This window comes from Litoribacter ruber (genome assembly GCF_018449405.1).
GTDB lineage: Bacteria > Bacteroidota > Bacteroidia > Cytophagales > Cyclobacteriaceae > Litoribacter > Litoribacter ruber.
This window is the reverse complement of the sequence record NZ_JAHCMY010000007.1, coordinates 57,643-76,283: the sequence shown is the minus strand read 5'-3', so window position 1 is coordinate 76,283 and position 18,641 is coordinate 57,643. Positions and strand designations below refer to the sequence as shown.

At 45.1% G+C, this 18,641-nt stretch carries 16 protein-coding genes; 6 read left to right on the top strand and 10 right to left on the bottom strand.

Features of this window, described 5'->3' with window-relative positions:
- The first annotated feature begins 11 nt into the window (after window positions 1-11).
- From lon to KI659_RS12910, 3 genes are all read left to right on the top strand, one after another.
- Window positions 12-2,501, top strand: coding sequence for an endopeptidase La (gene lon, locus KI659_RS12920; RefSeq protein ID WP_213945777.1), 2,490 nt, complete (start codon window positions 12-14; stop codon window positions 2,499-2,501).
- Between the two features lie 74 nt (window positions 2,502-2,575).
- On the top strand, window positions 2,576-3,973 hold the full coding sequence (gene hslU, locus KI659_RS12915) for an ATP-dependent protease ATPase subunit HslU (RefSeq protein ID WP_213945776.1): 1,398 nt from the start codon (window positions 2,576-2,578) through the stop codon (window positions 3,971-3,973).
- 43 nt (window positions 3,974-4,016) lie between these two features.
- Entirely contained in the window at window positions 4,017-4,745 is a 729-nt protein-coding gene (locus KI659_RS12910) for an SDR family NAD(P)-dependent oxidoreductase (RefSeq protein ID WP_213945775.1), read from the top strand.
- Here KI659_RS12910 and KI659_RS12905 read toward each other — a convergent pair.
- Entirely contained in the window at window positions 4,736-5,236 is a 501-nt protein-coding gene (locus KI659_RS12905) for a SixA phosphatase family protein (protein WP_213945774.1), read from the bottom strand. The genes KI659_RS12910 and KI659_RS12905 overlap by 10 nt on opposite strands.
- An 88-nt stretch (window positions 5,237-5,324) precedes the next feature.
- Between KI659_RS12905 and KI659_RS12900 the strand changes: the two genes are divergently transcribed.
- The gene (locus KI659_RS12900; protein WP_213945773.1) at window positions 5,325-5,516 is read left to right on the top strand and encodes a cold-shock protein; all 192 of its coding nucleotides are present in this window, start codon (window positions 5,325-5,327) and stop codon (window positions 5,514-5,516) included.
- A 107-nt stretch (window positions 5,517-5,623) separates the two neighbouring features.
- Here the strand turns inward: KI659_RS12900 and KI659_RS12895 are convergent, their stop codons facing one another.
- The 4 genes from KI659_RS12895 to polX all read right to left on the bottom strand — a co-directional run bounded on the left by KI659_RS12895 (window position 5,624) and on the right by polX (window position 9,226).
- Entirely contained in the window at window positions 5,624-6,475 is an 852-nt protein-coding gene (locus KI659_RS12895; RefSeq protein WP_213945772.1) for an outer membrane beta-barrel protein, read from the bottom strand.
- Between the two features lie 90 nt (window positions 6,476-6,565).
- Entirely contained in the window at window positions 6,566-7,210 is a 645-nt protein-coding gene (locus tag KI659_RS12890) for a YiiX/YebB-like N1pC/P60 family cysteine hydrolase (RefSeq protein ID WP_213945771.1), read from the bottom strand.
- Window positions 7,210-7,500: a hypothetical protein gene (locus KI659_RS12885; protein WP_213945770.1), complete on the bottom strand. Its 291-nt coding sequence runs from the start codon at window positions 7,498-7,500 to the stop codon at window positions 7,210-7,212. Before KI659_RS12885 ends, KI659_RS12890 begins: the two co-directional genes overlap by 1 nt.
- A gap of 19 nt (window positions 7,501-7,519) precedes the next feature.
- Entirely contained in the window at window positions 7,520-9,226 is a 1,707-nt protein-coding gene (gene polX, locus KI659_RS12880; protein ID WP_213945769.1) for a DNA polymerase/3'-5' exonuclease PolX, read from the bottom strand.
- A 105-nt stretch (window positions 9,227-9,331) separates the two neighbouring features.
- Between polX and KI659_RS12875 the strand changes: the two genes are divergently transcribed.
- Complete coding sequence (locus KI659_RS12875) at window positions 9,332-9,742, top strand: EVE domain-containing protein (RefSeq protein ID WP_213945768.1); 411 nt, start codon at window positions 9,332-9,334, stop codon at window positions 9,740-9,742.
- Window positions 9,739-11,334 (top strand): transcriptional regulator, encoded by a 1,596-nt coding sequence (locus KI659_RS12870; protein ID WP_213945767.1) that lies wholly within the window; start codon window positions 9,739-9,741, stop codon window positions 11,332-11,334. The genes KI659_RS12875 and KI659_RS12870 overlap by 4 nt, the downstream gene beginning before the upstream one ends.
- Before the next feature lie 4 nt (window positions 11,335-11,338).
- Here the strand turns inward: KI659_RS12870 and KI659_RS12865 are convergent, their stop codons facing one another.
- The 5 genes from KI659_RS12865 to KI659_RS12845 form a co-directional block, all read right to left on the bottom strand.
- Entirely contained in the window at window positions 11,339-12,349 is a 1,011-nt protein-coding gene (locus KI659_RS12865) for a LacI family DNA-binding transcriptional regulator (RefSeq protein ID WP_213945766.1), read from the bottom strand.
- 53 nt (window positions 12,350-12,402) lie between these two features.
- On the bottom strand, window positions 12,403-13,788 hold the full coding sequence (locus tag KI659_RS12860) for a sugar MFS transporter (RefSeq protein WP_213945765.1): 1,386 nt from the start codon (window positions 13,786-13,788) through the stop codon (window positions 12,403-12,405).
- Window positions 13,785-14,660 (bottom strand): ROK family protein, encoded by an 876-nt coding sequence (locus KI659_RS12855; RefSeq protein WP_213945764.1) that lies wholly within the window; start codon window positions 14,658-14,660, stop codon window positions 13,785-13,787. Before KI659_RS12855 ends, KI659_RS12860 begins: the two co-directional genes overlap by 4 nt.
- 11 nt (window positions 14,661-14,671) lie before the next feature.
- Complete coding sequence (locus KI659_RS12850; protein ID WP_246535404.1) at window positions 14,672-16,984, bottom strand: GH92 family glycosyl hydrolase; 2,313 nt, start codon at window positions 16,982-16,984, stop codon at window positions 14,672-14,674.
- Between the two features lie 73 nt (window positions 16,985-17,057).
- Window positions 17,058-18,635, bottom strand: a complete 1,578-nt coding sequence (locus tag KI659_RS12845) for a RagB/SusD family nutrient uptake outer membrane protein (RefSeq protein ID WP_213945763.1) — start codon at window positions 18,633-18,635, stop codon at window positions 17,058-17,060.
- Between the last annotated feature and the right edge of the window lie 6 nt (window positions 18,636-18,641).

Here is an 18,641-nt window from a genome sequence, read left to right as displayed (position 1 = left end):
TTGTCTTTTATATGAATAAATTCGAAAACCAATTTTACCGATCGCTTATGTTAGGAGATTTTGCCGGAGAGGGAGATTTGATTCAGCTTATCACGGATGATGAGTCCGAAGAACTGGTCTCTCAGGAAGATTTCTCTGATGAGATTCCTATCCTGTCGGTTAGAAATACAGTACTTTTTCCTGGCGTAGTTATTCCCATTACTGTGGGAAGGCAGCGGTCCATCAAATTAGTCAAAAAGGCCCAAAAGGGAGATAAATTAATAGGTGTTTGTGCCCAAATCAACCCCAATGTGGATGATCCTTCTTGGGAGGATATTTATCAGGTGGGGACCCTGGCCAAGATCATCAAAATGATCGTGTTGCCGGATGGGAATACCACCATCATCATTCAGGGTAAAAAGAGGTTTGAGATCACCGAACAGGTGACCGAGGATCCTTATTTCATGGCCAAAGTAAATTACCTGGAGGAGACTTTTCCGGAGGGTAATAAAAAAATTGAGGCCCTCGAGGAATCCCTGAAGGATGCTGCGGCTAAAATTTTGGACTTAAACCCGGAGATCCCAAGAGAAGCCCAGGTGGCGCTTGAAAATATTGACAACACCCCGTTCCTTACCCATTTCCTATCTTCCAACATCAACGCTGCCGTGGAGTCCAAGCAGCGACTGCTGGAAATCAACGATGGCATAGAGCGGGCTACCCTGCTGTTGGAGTTTATGATGAAGGACATCCAGATGCTGGAGCTCAAAAGTGAGATCCACAAAAAGGTGCATACCGACATTGACCAGCAGCAGCGGGACTATTTCCTGCGTCAGCAGATGAAGGTGCTTCAGACTGAGCTGGGAGAAGAGGGACCTGAAAAGGAAGTGGAGGAGCTTCGCCTGAAAGGCAAAAAGAAAAAATGGCCTAAAGAAGTGGCCAAACATTTCGAAAAGGAGCTGGACAAGATTCTCCGCATCAACCCACAGGCTGCTGAATATCCCATTGCTTTGAATTATGCAGAACTGATGGTAGAGCTGCCTTGGAACGAGTTTACGGAGGATAATTTTGACCTCAAGAGGGCTAGGACTATATTGGATAAGGACCACCATGGCTTGGAAAAGGTCAAGGAAAGAATCATCGAGTACTTAGCTGTATTGAAACTAAAAAATGACCTCAAGGGACCCATTCTTTGCCTTTACGGACCTCCAGGCGTGGGTAAAACCTCATTAGGCAAGTCAATAGCAAAGGCATTGGGCAGAAAATATATCCGAATGTCACTGGGCGGTCTGCACGATGAAGCCGAAATCCGTGGGCATAGGAAAACCTATGTCGGCGCCATGCCCGGCAAGATCATCCAGAACATGAAGAAGGCCAAGTCTTCCAATCCCGTGTATGTATTGGATGAGATCGACAAGCTTTCCTCCGACTTTAGGGGAGATCCATCCTCGGCATTTTTGGAGGTCTTGGATCCGGAGCAGAACAACGCTTTCACCGACAACTACCTGGAAGTGGATTATGACCTCAGCAAGGTTCTCTTCATCGCCACAGCCAACTCATTGGATTCAATTCAGCCGGCACTTAGGGACCGGATGGAAATCATTGAGGTGACGGGTTATACCCTTGAAGAAAAAGTGGAGATAGCCAAAAAACACCTGATCCCAAAGCAGAGAAAAGAGCATGGGTTGAAAGGAAAGGACATCACCTTTGATAATAAGGCCGTGATCAAAATTGTTGAGGATTATACCCGTGAATCCGGGGTAAGGAACCTGGAAAGAAATATCGGCAAGGTGGTTAGGAATGTAGCCAAATCCATTGCTATGGAGGAGGAGTATTCCAAGCGAATTACACCTGCCTTGGTAAGGGAGATACTCGGCGGTGAGATTTTTGATAAGGAAATCTACCAAGACAACAGCGTCGCCGGTGTGGTGACGGGCTTGGCCTGGACTTCTGTAGGTGGTGAGATCTTGTTTATCGAAAGCTCCTTGAGCAAAGGAAAGGGCAAGCTTACCCTTTCCGGTCAGCTGGGAGATGTGATGAAGGAGTCTGCCATGACGGCTATTTCATATTTGAAATCAAAAGCTGAAAAGCTGGGGATCGACCACAGGATTTTTGATCAATATGATCTACACATCCACGTGCCTGCCGGAGCAGTGCCGAAGGATGGCCCTTCCGCAGGTATCACCATGATGACGGCCCTTGCTTCCCTTTACACCCAAAGAAAAGTGAAGGCAAAAGTTGCCATGACTGGAGAGATTACCCTAAGAGGTAAAGTGATGCCGGTAGGTGGCATAAAGGAAAAGATCCTTGCTGCCAAAAGATCAGGGATTACGGAGATTATCCTTTGCAAGAAAAACCAAAGGGATATTGATGAAATAGACAAAAACTATCTCGAAGGGCTTCAGTTTCACTTTGTCGACAATGTGGATGAGGTATTGAAAGTGGCGCTATTGGAGGAAAAGGTGAAGGACCAGATCGTTTTTTCTTTTGACAAGGAAAGAGAAACCCTGGAAACCAGAGTTTAAGTGAGTTTTAAAGGGAAGCCTTAGGATATCCCTTTGTACATACCTCATGGAGGTGAAAAAATGAACCCAATATTATGGATAAAATAAAGGATTTAACGCCAAGACAGATTGTTGCGGAATTAGATAAATATATTATTGGCCAGCAAAATGCCAAAAGGAATGTTGCGATTGCCTTAAGAAATAGGATCAGACGGCTTATGGTCAAGTCTGACCTTCAGAAGGACATTGTGCCGAACAACATTCTGATGATTGGCTCTACTGGTGTGGGTAAGACTGAGATTGCCCGAAGGTTGGCAAAGATCGCCAACGCACCATTTACAAAAGTGGAGGCCTCCAAGTTTACAGAAGTGGGCTATGTGGGCCGAGACGTGGAGAGCATGGTCCGTGATGTGGTGGAGCAGGCGGTTCACTTGGTGAAAACCAAAAAGAATGAGGAAGTGAAGGAGAAGGCCTCAGTGATCGTAGAGGACATTATTTTGGATATCCTGATCCCTCCAGTGAAAAGTCCTTCATTGGCCAAGTCATCCAGCAGCGAAAATGATTTCAATCCTGACACAGCTTCTGAAAATGAGCTGAATGAAAAAACAAGGGAGAGATTTAGAGAAAAGCTCAAAAACGGCGAACTTGAAGAAAGAAAGATTGAAATCAATGTCAAGCAATCCTCTCCCGTAGGAGTGGGGATGATTGGCAATGGTATGATGGATGATGCCAGCATGGCCGGTCTGCAGGACATGATCAGCGGCATGATGCCTAAGAAGACCAAGAAAAGAAAGCTGACCATTGCCGAAGCCAGAAAAGTGCTGATGGAGGAGGAAGCTTCCAAGTTGATCGACTTTGATGAGGTGAAGGAAGAGGCTATCCAATTGGCTGAAAACAACGGAATCATCTTTATTGATGAGATCGATAAGATTGCCTCCAAAAGTGGAAAAGGTAGCGGTGGGCCGGATGTAAGCCGAGAAGGGGTGCAGCGTGACCTTTTGCCAATTGTGGAGGGAAGCTCCGTTTCCACCAAGTATGGGGTGATCAACACAGACCATATCCTTTTCATCGCTGCGGGCGCCTTTCATGTGAGCAAACCCTCGGATTTGATTCCTGAATTGCAGGGCCGATTTCCAATCAGGGTGGAATTGAACAGCCTGACCCAGGGAGATTTCCAGATGATATTGAAGGAGCCAAAAAATGCCTTGACAAAGCAGTATAAAGCCTTGTTTGAAGCTGAAGAGGTTTATTTGGACTTTGCGGATGAAGCCATTGATGAGATTGCCCGATTGGCCTTTAAAATCAACGAAGAGGTTGAAAATATTGGAGCAAGGAGGTTACATACCGTGATGAGCCATTTGCTTAACGATTTCCTTTTTGATGTGCCGGACACTATCGAGGCAAATTCAAAAATCATGATCACCAAGGATATGGTCACCGACAGATTGAGCCAGCTGGTTCAAAACAGGGACCTTTCACAGTATATACTTTAAAACTAATCTCGCCTGCCCTTTTAACGGGCAGGCTTTTTTAATTATGGAAAATCTCATCATCATTACCGGTTGCAGCCAAGGGCTGGGAAAAGCGTTGACAGCGCTGTATTGTCAGGATGGCCGAAATAGGGTTGTTGGGGTTTCCAGAACTGGGCTGACCTTGGGTTTTGCCAACTTTGAAAATCTCAAAATTGACCTGTCTGACTTGCAAATGGTTAAAAGTAACTTGGATAAGATCTTTCCAAGAGGGGATTTTGACAATTTAGTTTTAGTCAACAATGCGGGATGGATAGGGGAGATAAGGCATTTTGGGAATTTATCTGCTGATGCCATTTCCCAAATTCACCAGATCAATACCGTAGCTCCTGCAATCTTAATGAATGAATTTGTCAAGCGTTATAAAGATTCTCCTTCAAGGAAGACAGTGGTGAATATTAGCTCAGGAGCCGCAGCCAAAAACATAGATGGCTGGTCGGGATACTCGAGCAGTAAGGCGGCTTTGAACCGCTATACGGAGATCGCCGAGGAAGAAAGTGAGATGAGCAATTGGGGGATCAAATTTTACGCCCTTTCACCCGGCATTATCGATACTGGTATGCAACAGGATATCCGCAGTGCCAAAGCCGAGGAGTTCAGCCGTGTGGAGGCATTTAGAGGTTTCAAGGAGAATGAAGAACTAGCCAGTCCGGAGGAGGTTGCGGAAAAGGTCAAATACCTAATTGATAATCGGGATAACTTTAAAGAAGTGTTGCAGGATGTCCGTCAATTTTGAGCTTCCGGGTTTTTGGGATAATCGTGCATCCAGAATTTAGCATTTTTTTTACCGACATCTCCCCAGTCTTCCACGTTGAAAGTGAAACCGAAGACCCCTGTCGTAGGTAGGTTTTCCAGGTCCTCGCCCAGCTCCACCACCAAATCGGTCAACCCTGGGTTGTGGCCAAAGATGAAAAGTGTATCCACAGTGTTGGGTGTTTTCCTGATATATTTGAGGATTTCCGTGGGGGAAGCATGATAGAGCTCGGAGGTCAGCTTAAAGTGATTTTTACCAATCCCAAGTATATCGGCAAATATCTCTGCGGTGTGCTTAGCCCGCTCGGCATCGGAGGAAATTATCATATCTGGGAAAATTTTTTTCGCTACCAGTTTTTGGGCCATGTCTTTGGCATTTCTTAAGCCTCTAGGCGCGAGAGGCCGTTTATGGTCCGCCAAAAAGGGTTTGTCCCAAGAGGATTTGGCGTGTCGGCAGATTAAAAATCGCTTCATAAAAGTTTTTCTTATATATTTTTTTGCATAATTTAACATAAATTTTTACATTTATTATTCATTTAACCACATATTTTAAAATTACATTATGCTTACTGGAACAATTAAATTTTACAACGATTCAAAGGGGTTCGGTTTTATCATTGATGACCAATCTCAAAGTGACATTTTCGTGCACGCGACTGGGCTTGTAGACAAGATCGCTCAGAATGACAAAGTATCTTTTGACCTCAAAGAAGGTAAAAAAGGTCCTAATGCCATCAATGTGAAAAAAGTCTGATTTTTTGAGCATTAGAGAGAAAAGAAAGAGTCTTGGATAAGGCTCTTTTTTTTTGCCCATAAAAAAAGGCAACCCGGAAGGATTGCCTTTCTAATTTATATTGTGGACTAAAATAGCCTGTACCTGATTCCAAAATTCATCCCGATACTGTTGAAAAACGTGGTAGTGACCAGCTCATCCATGGGTCTGTTTTGGTCCACGTTTGGATTGAAATCAGCATTATTGCTGGAGGAATTCAGTTCGGTGACGTAATTGGTTTCTCTTGAATAAGTGGGAAGGGCATCCAAACCATCTTGGCCTCCAACCCTAAAGGTGGTTGTTTCGGAGATCCTTCTTGGTACAGCTAAATGTATAGCTTCCAATTCCCCAAATAACTTCAGCCTGTCGTAGACTTCGTATTCAGCACCTAGAGTACCTGAGAAGCCTACAGTGAACTGGCCTCTGACCTCTTCCACCTCCAATATGGAGTTGCCACTGGTGGATAAGGATGCTGGAACGCGGTATTCCAGAGAAGTGACACCGCCGACTGGTAAAACCAAGCCAAGTCTTGAGTAAGCACTCAATATCTGATCGCTGCCTGTTGAAAATACAATTGCTGGATTGATCCTAGCCTGGCGTGTATGCCCCGATACAGCTAAGATATCATTTCCAGCCCTTAATTCTGATATCGAGACTTTATTTCCTATTAAATAGTTGAAGCCGATGTCGGCCCCCACATTTGGTGTGATCATATAACCAGCTCTAACCGTAATGGGTATTCCTCCCCCCAATTTGTTGTTTACAGCTTCAATACTTGTGATACTACCGTCTGGTCCAAGAGTAGTGAAATCACCGATTGCGCTACTGGAGGTGGGAAGTGCAAAACCACCCCCAATTTGGAGATAGGTGTCCTGAGCCATCAATTTTGAGCTGGCAAATACCATGGCTGCCATGGCAAGCATTTTCAATTTAAATCTCATATTTACTGAAATTGGTTTATTTCAGTAACTATGCAAAAACGATACAAAATTTGTTAAAATATTGAAAATCCGTGGCCTTGGGGTCTTTGATTAAAACTCATGGACTATCCGGATGGCTGGGTCAAGGGACATGCCGCCGGGGTTGAGGCCCAGCTCACCCTCCGGTATTTCCATGCCCAAATCCTGAAAATATTTCTCCCAAATTCCAAAAGTTTCCCCCGTATCTGGATCCTTGAAGGTCATGGGTTGGATTTCAAAAATTGGAGTTCCGAGGTTAGCTTTTTGGAAGGACATATGGATCAGCTCAGAACAATAATAAGCGTCATTGTTAAGGTCAAAGGCAGAATCATAGGGTTTGCCAATCAAGGTACTGGCGACATTGATGGCAGTGGGGATGAGGTATTTATATTCATCAATTACCCGCCCAACGACCACCCTTGGTTGTCCGGCCTCATCGGTGTGGCGGTCGAGGAATTCAAACAGGGGAGTCTTGGAAACCCCTTGTGAAATGGCCTCGATCACATACCAGTCTCCATTTTCAAGGATGAGAAGGCCATTATGGGAAAAATCCCTTCCATCATATCCATTGGTGACTTTTCGAATCGCTTCGCAGAAATCCCCGCAATCCCCATCTTGAAATAGAATATCACCCTCTTTCCAAGTGAATTCATAATTCTTTTGACATCCAGAAAGAAAAGAAATTAGGAGGGCGGAAATAAATAGTATTTTATTCATCAGACGGCTAAAATGAAAAACATGATCGATACAGCCAGGATTAAAGTCATCTTTTGGGCTTTCTCTTTCACACTGGTTTCAATTTTTCTTTTGCGCAGCACCAATACGGCGATACTCAATGCAAACATTTGAGCGGCAAGTCCTACCCCATGAACAATGTTGATGAGGTTGTTGGATGCGAATGGGCTGTAGTTTTGGTACAGGGGCACTAAACAAAGCACTATCCCAACCAGGCCAATAGCAAAAGACCTTTTTAAAAGTAGCGTTTCGTTTTTATCAAAATATCTCATTTACTCTCGGATAGGGTGATTATTGTTTGATTTTGGATTTCCTGTTTTCAAAATAGGCTTCCATCTCCTCTTTATTCAGGGCGTTTAAGGTCATATCCTTTGAAAGGCCACCTTTTCTACCTACCAACACGCCATAGTGCATATGGTTGTAGGTGTTTTTGTCGTGGGAATCTGGATTGATGGCAATTTTCACGTTTTGCGTCAGCGCATAGTGGACCCATCTCCAATCCAAGTCGAGCCGCCAGGGGTTGGCATTGATCTCAATGGCTACGTTGTATTTTGCGCAGGCATCAATGATGGTTTTATGGTCTATAGGATAGCCGTCCCTTCTGAGCAGGAGTCTCCCCGTAGGATGACCCAAAATCGTGGTGTATGGGTTTTGAATCGCTTTCAGCAAGCGGGCTGTAGCCTTTTTGGTGTCCATGTTAAGGACGCTGTGGATAGAGGAAACAATGAAATCAAACTTGGCTAATACCTCATCTGGGTAATCCAGGCTACCATCTCCCAGGATGTCACTTTCAATGCCTTTAAAAATCTTGAAGGGAGCCAATTCCTTATTCAATTCGTCGATTTCTTGGTGTTGCCTCTCAATTTTGGCCACATCCAATCCGCCTGCATACACAGCTGTCTGACTGTGGTCGGAGATGCCAAGATACTCATAGCCGAGGTCACGGCATTGTTCAGCCATTTCCCGAAGTGAGTGCTTGCCATCACTGTAGCTACTGTGGTTGTGGAGAATTCCTTTGAGGTCGCCATTTTCGACCAGCTTGGGCAGTTTGTTTTCCTTGGCTGCTTCTACTTCGAAGTATCCCTCACGGAGCTCTGTGGGAATATATTGCATTCCCGCTTCCTCATACGCCTCTTGTGGAGAGGAATAAGGTTTCTTCCTATAAAGGTGCGCCATGGTCTCCGTGTCGGTAATCGGCAGGTTAAGATGCTCTGGGCTGGAAGTTCTGATCAGGAATTCAGAAACCAAGGCGTTTTCAGTGCAGAGTCGGAACCTTAAGGTGATTTCGGGACTGGTTAGTTGGCCTACCCAGGTGTAAGGGGAGGAGAGTTTTCGGTTTTGGACAAGCCCTTCTATACTGTTTATTTGCTTATGCGTAGCCGGTCTATCTTCGCTAATTATTAACCACTCCAGATCACTGATGATTTCATGGTTTCTGGCATATTCCCCCACTTGAACCACATTGTTTTCTCCAAATCTTTCCTTGAGCAATTTATCCAAACCGGCCGAAGTTTCCTCAATTTCGGCGTAGAGAAATTTTCCCACATTTGAAGCTTGGAATTCCAATGCAGCGATGATGGTATCCTGCGTTTTCTGTCCAAAACCTTTGAGACCTGCCACTTGACCGGATTGGCAGGCCTCCATCAGTTCATGGGTGGAAGTGATGCCAAGCTCTTTCCAAAGCGTTTTGATTTTTTTAGGCCCCAACCCTTTGAGCTGCATTACTTCCAAAAGCCCTTCTGGAGTGTTGGATAATAATTCCTCCAACAAGGGGAAAGTGCCGCTTTTGATTAGGGAACGGATGACCTCGGCGATGCTCTTGCCGATTCCGTTGATCTTTTGCAGTTCATCCTGATCCAGCTCCACCAGGCTGATCTCCCCCCGGTCTATGGTGTTGACTGCCGACTGATAGCTCCTGATTTTGAATGGGTTTTCTTCGTGAAGTTCCATCAACTGAATGGTCAACTTCAGTTTTTTGATAATGCTCTTGTTGTCCAATTTTAAGCGGGTTTCTTTTGAAGGATAAGGCAAATGTCCACAATAAAAGTTTTAAATTAAAATCCTAAGATGTATCTTAATAGCTAGAAGCATAAAAATGTCGCAATGAAGCACTGGCTGGTTAAAACTGAGCCCGAAACCTATGGATGGGCAGACCTGGTATCCAAAAAGGAAGATATCTGGGATGGAGTGAGGAATTATCAGGCCAGGAATTTTTTGAAAGACATGGCAGAGGGCGATCTGGTGATGGTGTACCATAGTGGCAAGCATCGGGAGGTAGTGGGATTGGCAAAGGTCAGTGAAGAGTCATTTCCCGATCCTGCGGATGAAGAGGGGAAAGGCTGGGTTGCGGTGCGGTTGGCTGCGGAGAATGAGTTGAAGAGGCCTGTGACCCTGCAAGAAATAAAGGGTCAGGAAGAGTTGTCTGAGATGCTATTGTTGAAACAGTCGCGCTTATCAGTGATGCCATTAACAGCGAATGAGTTTGATTTTATCTTACAATTGGCGGAAAAATGAAGTATTTGTGTACAGTATTGATTTTGATTTTTTTATCTGTCGAAGGTTTTGCACAAATCCAGTTTGTGGAAAGGCTCGAAATTGAGACCAAACCGAATGAGGAGAATTTCATGATTTTTCCTTACAAAAGCGGGGTTTTGGGTTTTAGAGTACACGGAGACCGAGGGTTGGTGTTGAAGAGGAAGTTCCAATATTTTCTGGGATCAAACAATTTGGAAAAAAAGGATCTCCGCGAGGTTGAATTACCTGACTACCATGATCTGATTGCCTATGATTTTGAAGGGGAGTTTTTATATGTGCTTATTGGCCGGACCTCCATTGGTAAAGACCGAAAAATATACCGAATCAATCTGGAAAACTCCTCTCTTGAAAAGTTTGACGTCAGCAAAATCCTGCAATTTGACTTACAGGATTTTCAGGTGCTCGACGAAAGGGCCATCATGATGGGTTTGCTCGATGGAAGGCCCGTCGTGCAGGTTTTTGACATCGAGGAGGAAAGCGTTTTTACCCTACAGGGAATTTACGCCAATGATGCCAAAATAATCCAACTCCAAAAGCAACCCGAAACAGGGGTTTTTGATGTGGTGATGAGCCGTAGGGACATGTATAAAAACAAGCTGATTTCTGTACTCACATTTGACCTAGATGGGCAAAAACTCCGTGAAGTGAAGATTGACAAGCTTGATGATCCCAAGTATGAAATCTTGGAAGCTGTGCTAACGGAGCCAAGCGCCTATCGACAGGCTATGTTTGGGCCATTTGGGTTACGAAAAAAGGATGCCTTCCAAGGCATTTATTTTGCCAACATCAATGAGTTTGGTGAATATTTCAACCATTATTACACCATCGAAGATTTTCCCAACTTCTACAATTACCTTCCCGAACGGGCACGTAAGAGGAGGAACAAAAGTGTGGAGCGGGCGATTGAGCGGGAAAAAAGCATCACTATACCCAATGTGCTGGCCACCCGGGAGGTCATGGCGTTTGGCGACGGCTATTTGATTTACAACGATTACTTTTCTCCTTCCTCAAGCAGGTATATGTACAACCGGAATTTTTACCCAGGTTCTGAGGCTTACTTTAACCAGCATCAGCGGATGTATCCAGCTTTGGGTACAGGGATGACGGCTGGGGGAATGGGCAGGCCGATAAATTACCAATTCAAATATATGGCAGCCCAATTTATGTTTGTCGACAGCCAGGGAAAACTGCTGTGGGAAAACTCCCTGCCATTAGGCAACAAGATTACCCATTCGGATCAGAAATTCGGTCAGGTGAGCTTTGACGGACGGGATCTATATTTCCTTTATCTAGATAAAGCCGACCTGGTATTGAGCCATGTCAGGGAAGGGGAGGTTTTGATGGAAAATGAAAAGTTCGAAATTGAGCTTATCAACGACAAAGAAAGAATACGCGACACGCCGGAAAATTCTTTGTCCCTCACATGGTGGTACGATAATTATTATTTGCTCACGGGGACCCAAAAGGTCCGGTATCAGACAGAAAGTGGGAGGGAGGCCAACCGGCACGTGTTTTTTGTGACCAAAATAAAAGTGGACAACCAGCAGATGCAGTTTGCCGAAGACCGGTAAGCGCTCAATTGGTGGAGGCCCTTTTGAGTAAGGTGGCCGGCAATTCTTTTTTGACGATGTCCATATTGCCCTTTAACTGGGGCAGGATGATTTCCATTAAGTTTTTGGACAGATCCTCGATAGGTTGCACCAAAGCCGTAATTGGCGGGTCAAAGAGGCTGAAAAGCACATTGTCGTCAAAGGCAACTATGGCCAGATCTTCGGGTATGCTTCTCTTCAATCTTTTGATTGCTTTCAGCCCGCTGATGGTTAAATAATTGGTGGTAAAAAAAATGGCGTCCAGCTGGTCGTTGGTGACGATAAACTTCTCAATATCCCGGATTATGCCATCAGAATTAAAATTGTCATAATCTACCTCTTTGACTACCGGGCGGAGATCACTTTCAATCAATGCATCCAAGTAGCCGTCCATTCTGTCGGTCATCTGGGTTTGGGCACTTTTCAAAGTCACCAGCCCAATGTTTTTGTAGCCTTTGCCGATCAGGTAATTATTGGCGTCTTTGGCTGCCTGGTAATTGTTGATGCCCACGTAGCTGGTTTCCACCTCGGGAAAATATCTATCAAAGAGAACCACTGGGATTTTCTCACTGAGCAGCATATTAATATCCTCCTCCATGCCCTCCGTGGGCGTGATAATATACCCATCCACATGGCGGCCCTTAAACAGCCGAATCAACTCCTGCGCCTTTTCCTTTTTATTGTCCGTGCTGCAGTAGATAATCTTATAATCATTCTCGTGGGCTTTGCTTTCAATGTTTCTGGCAATATTGGAAAAGAAAGGATTGGAGATATCCTCCACCATAAACACAATGATTTTGCTTTTTCCGGTCCTCAAACTCTGGGCAAGCTGATTTGGCTTGTATCCGACCTTTTTTACATAATCAAGGACCTTCTTGGTAAGCTTCTCACTAATCCGGTTTTCTTTGGCTTTTCCGTTTAGGATAAACGAAACAGTTGTAATTGAAATGTTGAGTTCATTTGCAATGTCCTTGATTGAGTATTTCTTTTTTGCCATAGTGTTGGCAAATTAATTAATTATTTGCTTCAAAGGCCTGTTTTGTCGTAAAATCAGTCTGTTTTTCTGATTTTGTAACCATTCATTCCGAAAAACATGATGTACAAATAACAAAGCAAAGGGACAATGAAAGACCATTGCACGCTTCCCAAATAGTCAGCCACAACACCTTGAAGGGGTGTGATAATGGCACCTCCCACGATGGCCATCACCAACACAGAAGAACCCTGTGAGGTCGCGCTTCCCAATCCTGCGATGGAAAGGGTGAAAATGGTTGGAAACATGATGGAATTAAAGAGACCAACGGCTACCAATGTCCAAAGGGCCAGGTACCCCTCTGTAAAAATGGTAACAGAAAGCAGGCCTACGATCACCAAAGCAAATAGCCAAAGAGTCCTCTGAGGAATAAACCGGCCAATTGCTAGCACCAGCATGTTGAGCATAATAAACAGGCCGACATACAGGGCTGTTTGGGCTCCGTAAAGTGAAAATACCACCAGTACGGAGAGTGTCAAAATTCCCGCAATGAGGGTGTAATGTCTTTGTTGCAGGCTTTTTCCTGCCAATGCGATGGCTCCAAAGAACCTCCCTATCATCGCTCCACCCCAGAAAAGGGCCAAGAAATGACTCGCTTCAGCCTCATCCAAACCTGCAATATGTGGCAACCGGGCAAAGTTGATGATATTGCTGCCAATAGCCACCTCAGCACCAACATATGCAAATATGGCCAATACCCCCAAAACCAAATGCCGGTTTTGGGTTAGGGATGAACTGGTGTCCAAACTTGCGTCTGGTTTGATCTCGGGAAGCGGAAACCTTTTAATCAGTACGGCAAGAAGAACTAACAAGCCAGCTAGTGACAGGTAGGGGATTTTGACAGAGTCGGCACCGAGATTACCTTCTCCCACCGCTTGAAATATCAAATAACCCCCGATCACCGGGGCCAAGGTGGTGCCAAGGGAATTAAACGCCTGGGTCATGTTGAGTCGGCTGGAAGCACCTTTGGGAGGACCAAGGATGGCCACGTAAGGGTTTGCTGCAATCTGGATCAGCGTGATGCCGCAGGCCAGTACGAATAGGGCGAATAGGAAGAAGTTGTAATTGACCATTGAGGCTGCTGGAAGAAACAGGGCACAACCTGCCGCAGCGACCAACAAGCCAAGTACAATCCCATTTTTATACCCTATCCGGCCAATGGGGTCAAATTTCCAAACCGAAAAGAGGTAATATCCCAACGATACAAAAAAGTATGCACCGAAGAAGGCGGTCTGGATCAGCATGGCCTGCCAGTTCTTCAAAGTAAACACTTCCTGTAAATGCGGGATCAATATATCGTTCATGCAGGTAATGAACCCCCACATGAAGAAGAGCAGTGTTACCACTGCCAGTGGAGCGGAATAGGAGCCTGCTTTGTTTTTGGCTAGGGTAGTTTGACTCATTGGGTTTGGCAGTTATGGCTAAAGGTTGCTGCACCTACTATGGTGGCCCATTCTCCAAGTTCAGTGATTTTGATGGAAGTTTCGATTTTATTTTGCTTTAACACGGCCTGTGTGGCTGGCAAAAACAATTTATGGGCTTTGGAAATATTGCCGCCCAAGACGATGGTTTCGGGTTTGTGCTCTTCTATTTGCGGGATTAGAAATTCAGCCAGGTTTTTGCCGAATTCTTCAAAAAGAGCCCTTAAAACGGGATTTCTATCCGCCTTAAATGCCAATTCTTTTACTCCTTCAGCTTCAAAACCGGTGAGTTTTATATACCTGCCCAGAAACCAGGCGGTGGAGAAATAATCTTCAGCCATTCCCTCTTTAAAAGGGCTTTCCCACAAAGCCGCATCTGCGGCCTTTCCATCTAAAAAGAATGCGGAACCCAAACCAGTGCCCAAAGTAAGCCCAATGGCGGATTTGCTCCCTTTGGCTACACCACTGATCACCTCCCCTTGGAGAAAGCAGGCCGCATCATTGATGAATTTGATCTGGTATGCTCCAATATTCAATTGATCCGCTAGAAGGTTTTTGATGTTGAGGTTATAAAGGTGCTGGAATTTCCCCTGGTCTTTGATTTTGCTTATCCCGTTGGGATAGTCAAACGGTCCTGGGAAGGCAATTCCGATACAGCCGTCAAAGCCCTCTTCGCCGAGACTGGGCATGATGGCATTTGCCCAGGCGGAAATTATACCTTCAACCGAGCCGTTCGATTTCAAATCGACTCGGTTGAAGGTATGGGGGATGATGGCCAGGTTATGCAGGTTCACAAACCCGGAGGTGAAATGTGAACCTCCGATATCTATCCCCATCGTTTTCAGGTTACTCATTTAATAGGTTTTTATTCGTTGGCAGTGGATAAAGAATAGGGCAGGTCTTTTTGGCTTTTTTGGATATTTTCCTGCGGCTTGTCAGTCATTTCAAATTCAATATTCGCTCCATCCATTAGGTCAAAATAATTGAAGAACAATGGGGAATAAGCTTCTCCGTTGAAATTGACATTATGAACATATAGGTTTTCCCGCCCATTTTTAGGTGCGGAAATGACTACCTCATTACCGTTTTGTAAATGTAAAGTCATTTTCCTGAAAAGGGGAGCGCCCATTACATATTCATCGGTACCCGGGGCTACAGGATAGAAACCCATGGCGGAGAAAACATACCAAGCCGAAGTCTGGCCATTGTCCTCATCCCCACAGTATCCATCAGGGGTAGGTCTGTACATTCGGTTCATGGTTTCCCGAAGCCACTTTTGGGCTTTCCAGGGTTCTTCTGCATAGTTGTATAGGTAAATCATATGCTGGATAGGCTGGTTGCCGTGTGCATATTGGCCCATGTCGGCAATCTGCATCTCCCTGATTTCGTGGATCACACTGCTGTAGTAGCTCTCATCAAAGATCGGGGGCAGTTCAAAAACCTTATCCAGTTGGGAAACAAAACCCTCTTTTCCCCCCATGAGATCGATCAGCCCCGCTACATCGTGAAAGACCGACCAGGTGTAGTGCCAGCTGTTTCCTTCTGTAAACGCGTCCCCCCACTTGAAGGGATTGAAGGGAGACTGGAAGGTTCCGTCTTCATTTTTGCCACGCATCAGGTTGGTTTCAGGATCAAAAAGATTTTTGTAATTCAAGCTTCTCTTTTTATAAAGCTCAATTTCCTCCTTGGGTTTATTCAAGGCTTTGGCCAATTGGTAAATAGTAAAGTCATTGTAGGCATACTCCAAGGTTCGGGCAGCGTTTTCATTGATGCCCACATCGTACGGCACATAGCCCAAGTTATTGTAATATTCTACACCGGCTCTTCCTACGGCAGTCAACGGTCCGGCGTTGTTTGCCCCATGCAGCAGTGCTTCATAAAGGGTTTCGATATCGTAGGAATGTTCCTGACCGATTTTCAGGTAGGCATCCGATACAACAGATGCCGAATTATTTCCAATCATCACATTCCGCAATCCGGGGCTGGCCCATTCTGGGAGCCATCCACTTTCCTTATAGGCGTTTGCCAGACCTTCCTGCATTTGGGCGTTTAGCTCAGGATACATGAGGTTCAGGAATGGAAATAATGATCTAAAGGTATCCCAGAATCCCGTGTCGGTAAACATATATCCTGGCAAAACCTCACCATTGTATGGGCTGTAATGCACTACATTGCCTTCCTCGTCGTATTCAAAAAACTTTCTAGGGAAAAGCAAAGATCTATAAAGACAGCTGTAGAAGGTTTTAATTTGGTCCACTTCTCCGCCTTCTACCTCAATTCTGCTTAGTTCTTTGTTCCATATATCCCGGCCTTCCTTTTTCAGGTCGTCAAATCCTTTATCTGCTATTTCTGTTGTCAGGTTTCTTTCAGCCTGCTCATAGCTGATAAAGGATGATGCGACCCTTGCTTCCACGGTTTTGCCATCTTTGGAATCAAAGGTAATAACAGCTTTGGCATGCTCTCCTTCATTTTCATTACCCGACTTGGCGTCATTTCCTTCATAAACTTGAGCAGATGAAATTGGGGCATCAAAATAAATGACAAAGTAATTTCTAAAGTTTTCCGGCACTCCGCCGCTGTTTTTAGTCGTATAGCCAATGACTTTGTTTTCTTCAGGAATTACCTTGACATAGCTCCCGTCATCAAATGCATCAATGACCAAATGTGCCCCATCCGTTGCCGGGTAGGCGATTCTGAATCTTGCCGCTCTCTGGGTAGGCACTAATTCCGTGGTGACATCATGGTCTGCCAAGTAAACACGGTAGTAATATGGGCTGACCTCCTCCGATTTGTGGGAAAACCAGCTGGCTCGCTCGTCCTCATCAACTTTGATGTCCCCGGTGATGGGCATCAAAGAAAATTGCCCATAATCATTCATCCAAGGGGAAGGTTGGTGGGTTTGCTTGAAACCTCTGATTTTGTCGGCACTGTACTGGTAGGCCCAGCCGCTTCCCATCTTGCCCGTTTGGGGAGTCCAAAAATTCATGCCCCAGGGCAAAGCTATGGCTGGATATACATTGCCGTGCGATAGACTGGGCTTCGAGTCTGTGCCCATCAATGGATTTACCCAATCGATCGGGTCTTTGACCTCGTCCACTATTACCTTTTGCGAAAAGGCAGGGGAGACTATGATAAAACAGATGAAAAGAATTAAATGCCTCATATGGATAGTTTTCATTTTTTAAAGATATAAAAAAGACATAGCCCAAGGGACTATATCTTTTTTTTAGGTTTAGTCGGTTTATATAGGTTTAGTATCCTGGATTCTGCGTCAAGGCAGGGTTTCTCTGTAGTTCTGTTTCTGGTATAGGGAAAAGCAAATTGTTTTCAGTAAATGACCTGCCCCATCCGTTAGGCTGACCGATTACGTCCACATAATTGATTACGCCCCCTTCCTGGGTAATAGGGTATTGCCTGGTTCTCTGAATATCCGCCCAAAGGTGGAACTCAAAAACTTGTTCTCTAAACCTTTCTTTCCACACTTCCTGAATAAATTCGCCAGCGGAAAGTGCTCTCAAATCCGCTTCTATTTCCTCTCTGGTTTGGGTAAAATATGCTCTTGATCTCACATCAGCCAAATATCTCACGGCTTCATCCGTCACTCCTTCCGACTGGGCAATGGCTTCCGCACCCGTTAATAATACATCTGCATAGCGATATACGGCTACATCTTTTCCCGAGGCGGCTGTCTCTCTGATAGCCGTTTCATCATGCCACATATACGGGGCGGTTCCAAAGGTGAAAGTGTTTCCCTGATTGTTGGTAAATGAAGAGTGGAAATACTGTTTTTCCTGAACCCTCAAATCCTGTTGTGGGTCATAGCCGTTCAGGAACCTGCTCAATGGCTGGTAGGCACCGTTCGTGACACCATAGGCCGCTTCTGAAGTCACCGAAACCGGCATGGTGTACACCGGGTAGGTGTTGTTTGCTATACCTACCGTGTATTCTATAAAATAAATATATTCGGAAGGGGACACGCTTGCCCTTCTGATTTTGTTGTAGGCACTGTTTTCAGGGATTACATTTCCATCACCATCTCTATCGTGGTCCACTAGGGCATAGCTGCCACTGTTCACCACGCTTCTAGCCATCGCCGCAGCATTTTGATAATTGTCCTGCTGCAAAGGATAACCGCTCATTGTCAAATAGACATCCGCAAGCAAGGCCTGTGCTGTACCCTGAGCAATCCTGTTCCCGTTATTGGCCATGCTAGACTGTGAAAGCCCGCCTTCGTTGATCGCAAATTCGAGATCGGAAACGATCAATCCATAAATTTGCTCCAAAGGAGCTCTTTCCATATACAGGTTTTCCAAAGATTCATATGGGTCTACGATCAACGGGACAGGCCCAAACATTTTGGCCAAATAGAAGTAGGAAAAGGCTCTGAAGAACCGGGCTTCTGCCAACAGCATGGATGCCTCATTGGCAGGGAGGGCTTCTATAGTAGGAATATACTTGATCGCGTTATTGGCTCTAGCTATTCCTCTGTAAAGATCAGCCCAGGTATTGCCAAGATAGGTGGCAAGGTTTACCCCGTTTAGCGTCAGTTGTTGGGTGTGCTGGACATGCGGTTCCTGACCTCGGTATTCGTTGTCAAAATACCCGGACATATAATTTCCCAACATGGCTCTTGACCCCCCATAGGAGGCAGCTGAATTGATGATCTGCGGCGCTCCGTTTCGGTAAAGGGAGTTAACTGCATCATGCGCATGTTGTGGTATGGTAAAAAACTGTTCTGAAGACATTTCATCCCTGGGCTCCTCCTGTAGGAAGTCGGCGCAGGAAGAGCAAATGCCCGCTATAAGTATGGTATATATATACTTTTTCATGATTGT

Bases quoted from the DNA above. Each gene is read 5' to 3' on its own strand.
- lon (WP_213945777.1), top strand. From the start codon at position 12: ATGAATAAATTCGAAAACCAATTTTACCGATCGCTTATGTTAGGAGAT.
- hslU (WP_213945776.1), top strand. From the start codon at position 2,576: ATGGATAAAATAAAGGATTTAACGCCAAGACAGATTGTTGCGGAATTA.
- KI659_RS12910 (WP_213945775.1), top strand. From the start codon at position 4,017: ATGGAAAATCTCATCATCATTACCGGTTGCAGCCAAGGGCTGGGAAAA.
- KI659_RS12905 (WP_213945774.1), bottom strand. From the start codon at position 5,236: ATGAAGCGATTTTTAATCTGCCGACACGCCAAATCCTCTTGGGACAAA.
- KI659_RS12900 (WP_213945773.1), top strand. From the start codon at position 5,325: ATGCTTACTGGAACAATTAAATTTTACAACGATTCAAAGGGGTTCGGT.
- KI659_RS12895 (WP_213945772.1), bottom strand. From the start codon at position 6,475: ATGAGATTTAAATTGAAAATGCTTGCCATGGCAGCCATGGTATTTGCC.
- KI659_RS12890 (WP_213945771.1), bottom strand. From the start codon at position 7,210: ATGAATAAAATACTATTTATTTCCGCCCTCCTAATTTCTTTTCTTTCT.
- KI659_RS12885 (WP_213945770.1), bottom strand. From the start codon at position 7,500: ATGAGATATTTTGATAAAAACGAAACGCTACTTTTAAAAAGGTCTTTT.
- KI659_RS12875 (WP_213945768.1), top strand. From the start codon at position 9,332: ATGAAGCACTGGCTGGTTAAAACTGAGCCCGAAACCTATGGATGGGCA.
- KI659_RS12870 (WP_213945767.1), top strand. From the start codon at position 9,739: ATGAAGTATTTGTGTACAGTATTGATTTTGATTTTTTTATCTGTCGAA.
- KI659_RS12865 (WP_213945766.1), bottom strand. From the start codon at position 12,349: ATGGCAAAAAAGAAATACTCAATCAAGGACATTGCAAATGAACTCAAC.
- KI659_RS12860 (WP_213945765.1), bottom strand. From the start codon at position 13,788: ATGAGTCAAACTACCCTAGCCAAAAACAAAGCAGGCTCCTATTCCGCT.
- KI659_RS12855 (WP_213945764.1), bottom strand. From the start codon at position 14,660: ATGAGTAACCTGAAAACGATGGGGATAGATATCGGAGGTTCACATTTC.
- KI659_RS12850 (WP_246535404.1), bottom strand. From the start codon at position 16,984: ATGAAAACTATCCATATGAGGCATTTAATTCTTTTCATCTGTTTTATC.
- KI659_RS12845 (WP_213945763.1), bottom strand. From the start codon at position 18,635: ATGAAAAAGTATATATATACCATACTTATAGCGGGCATTTGCTCTTCC.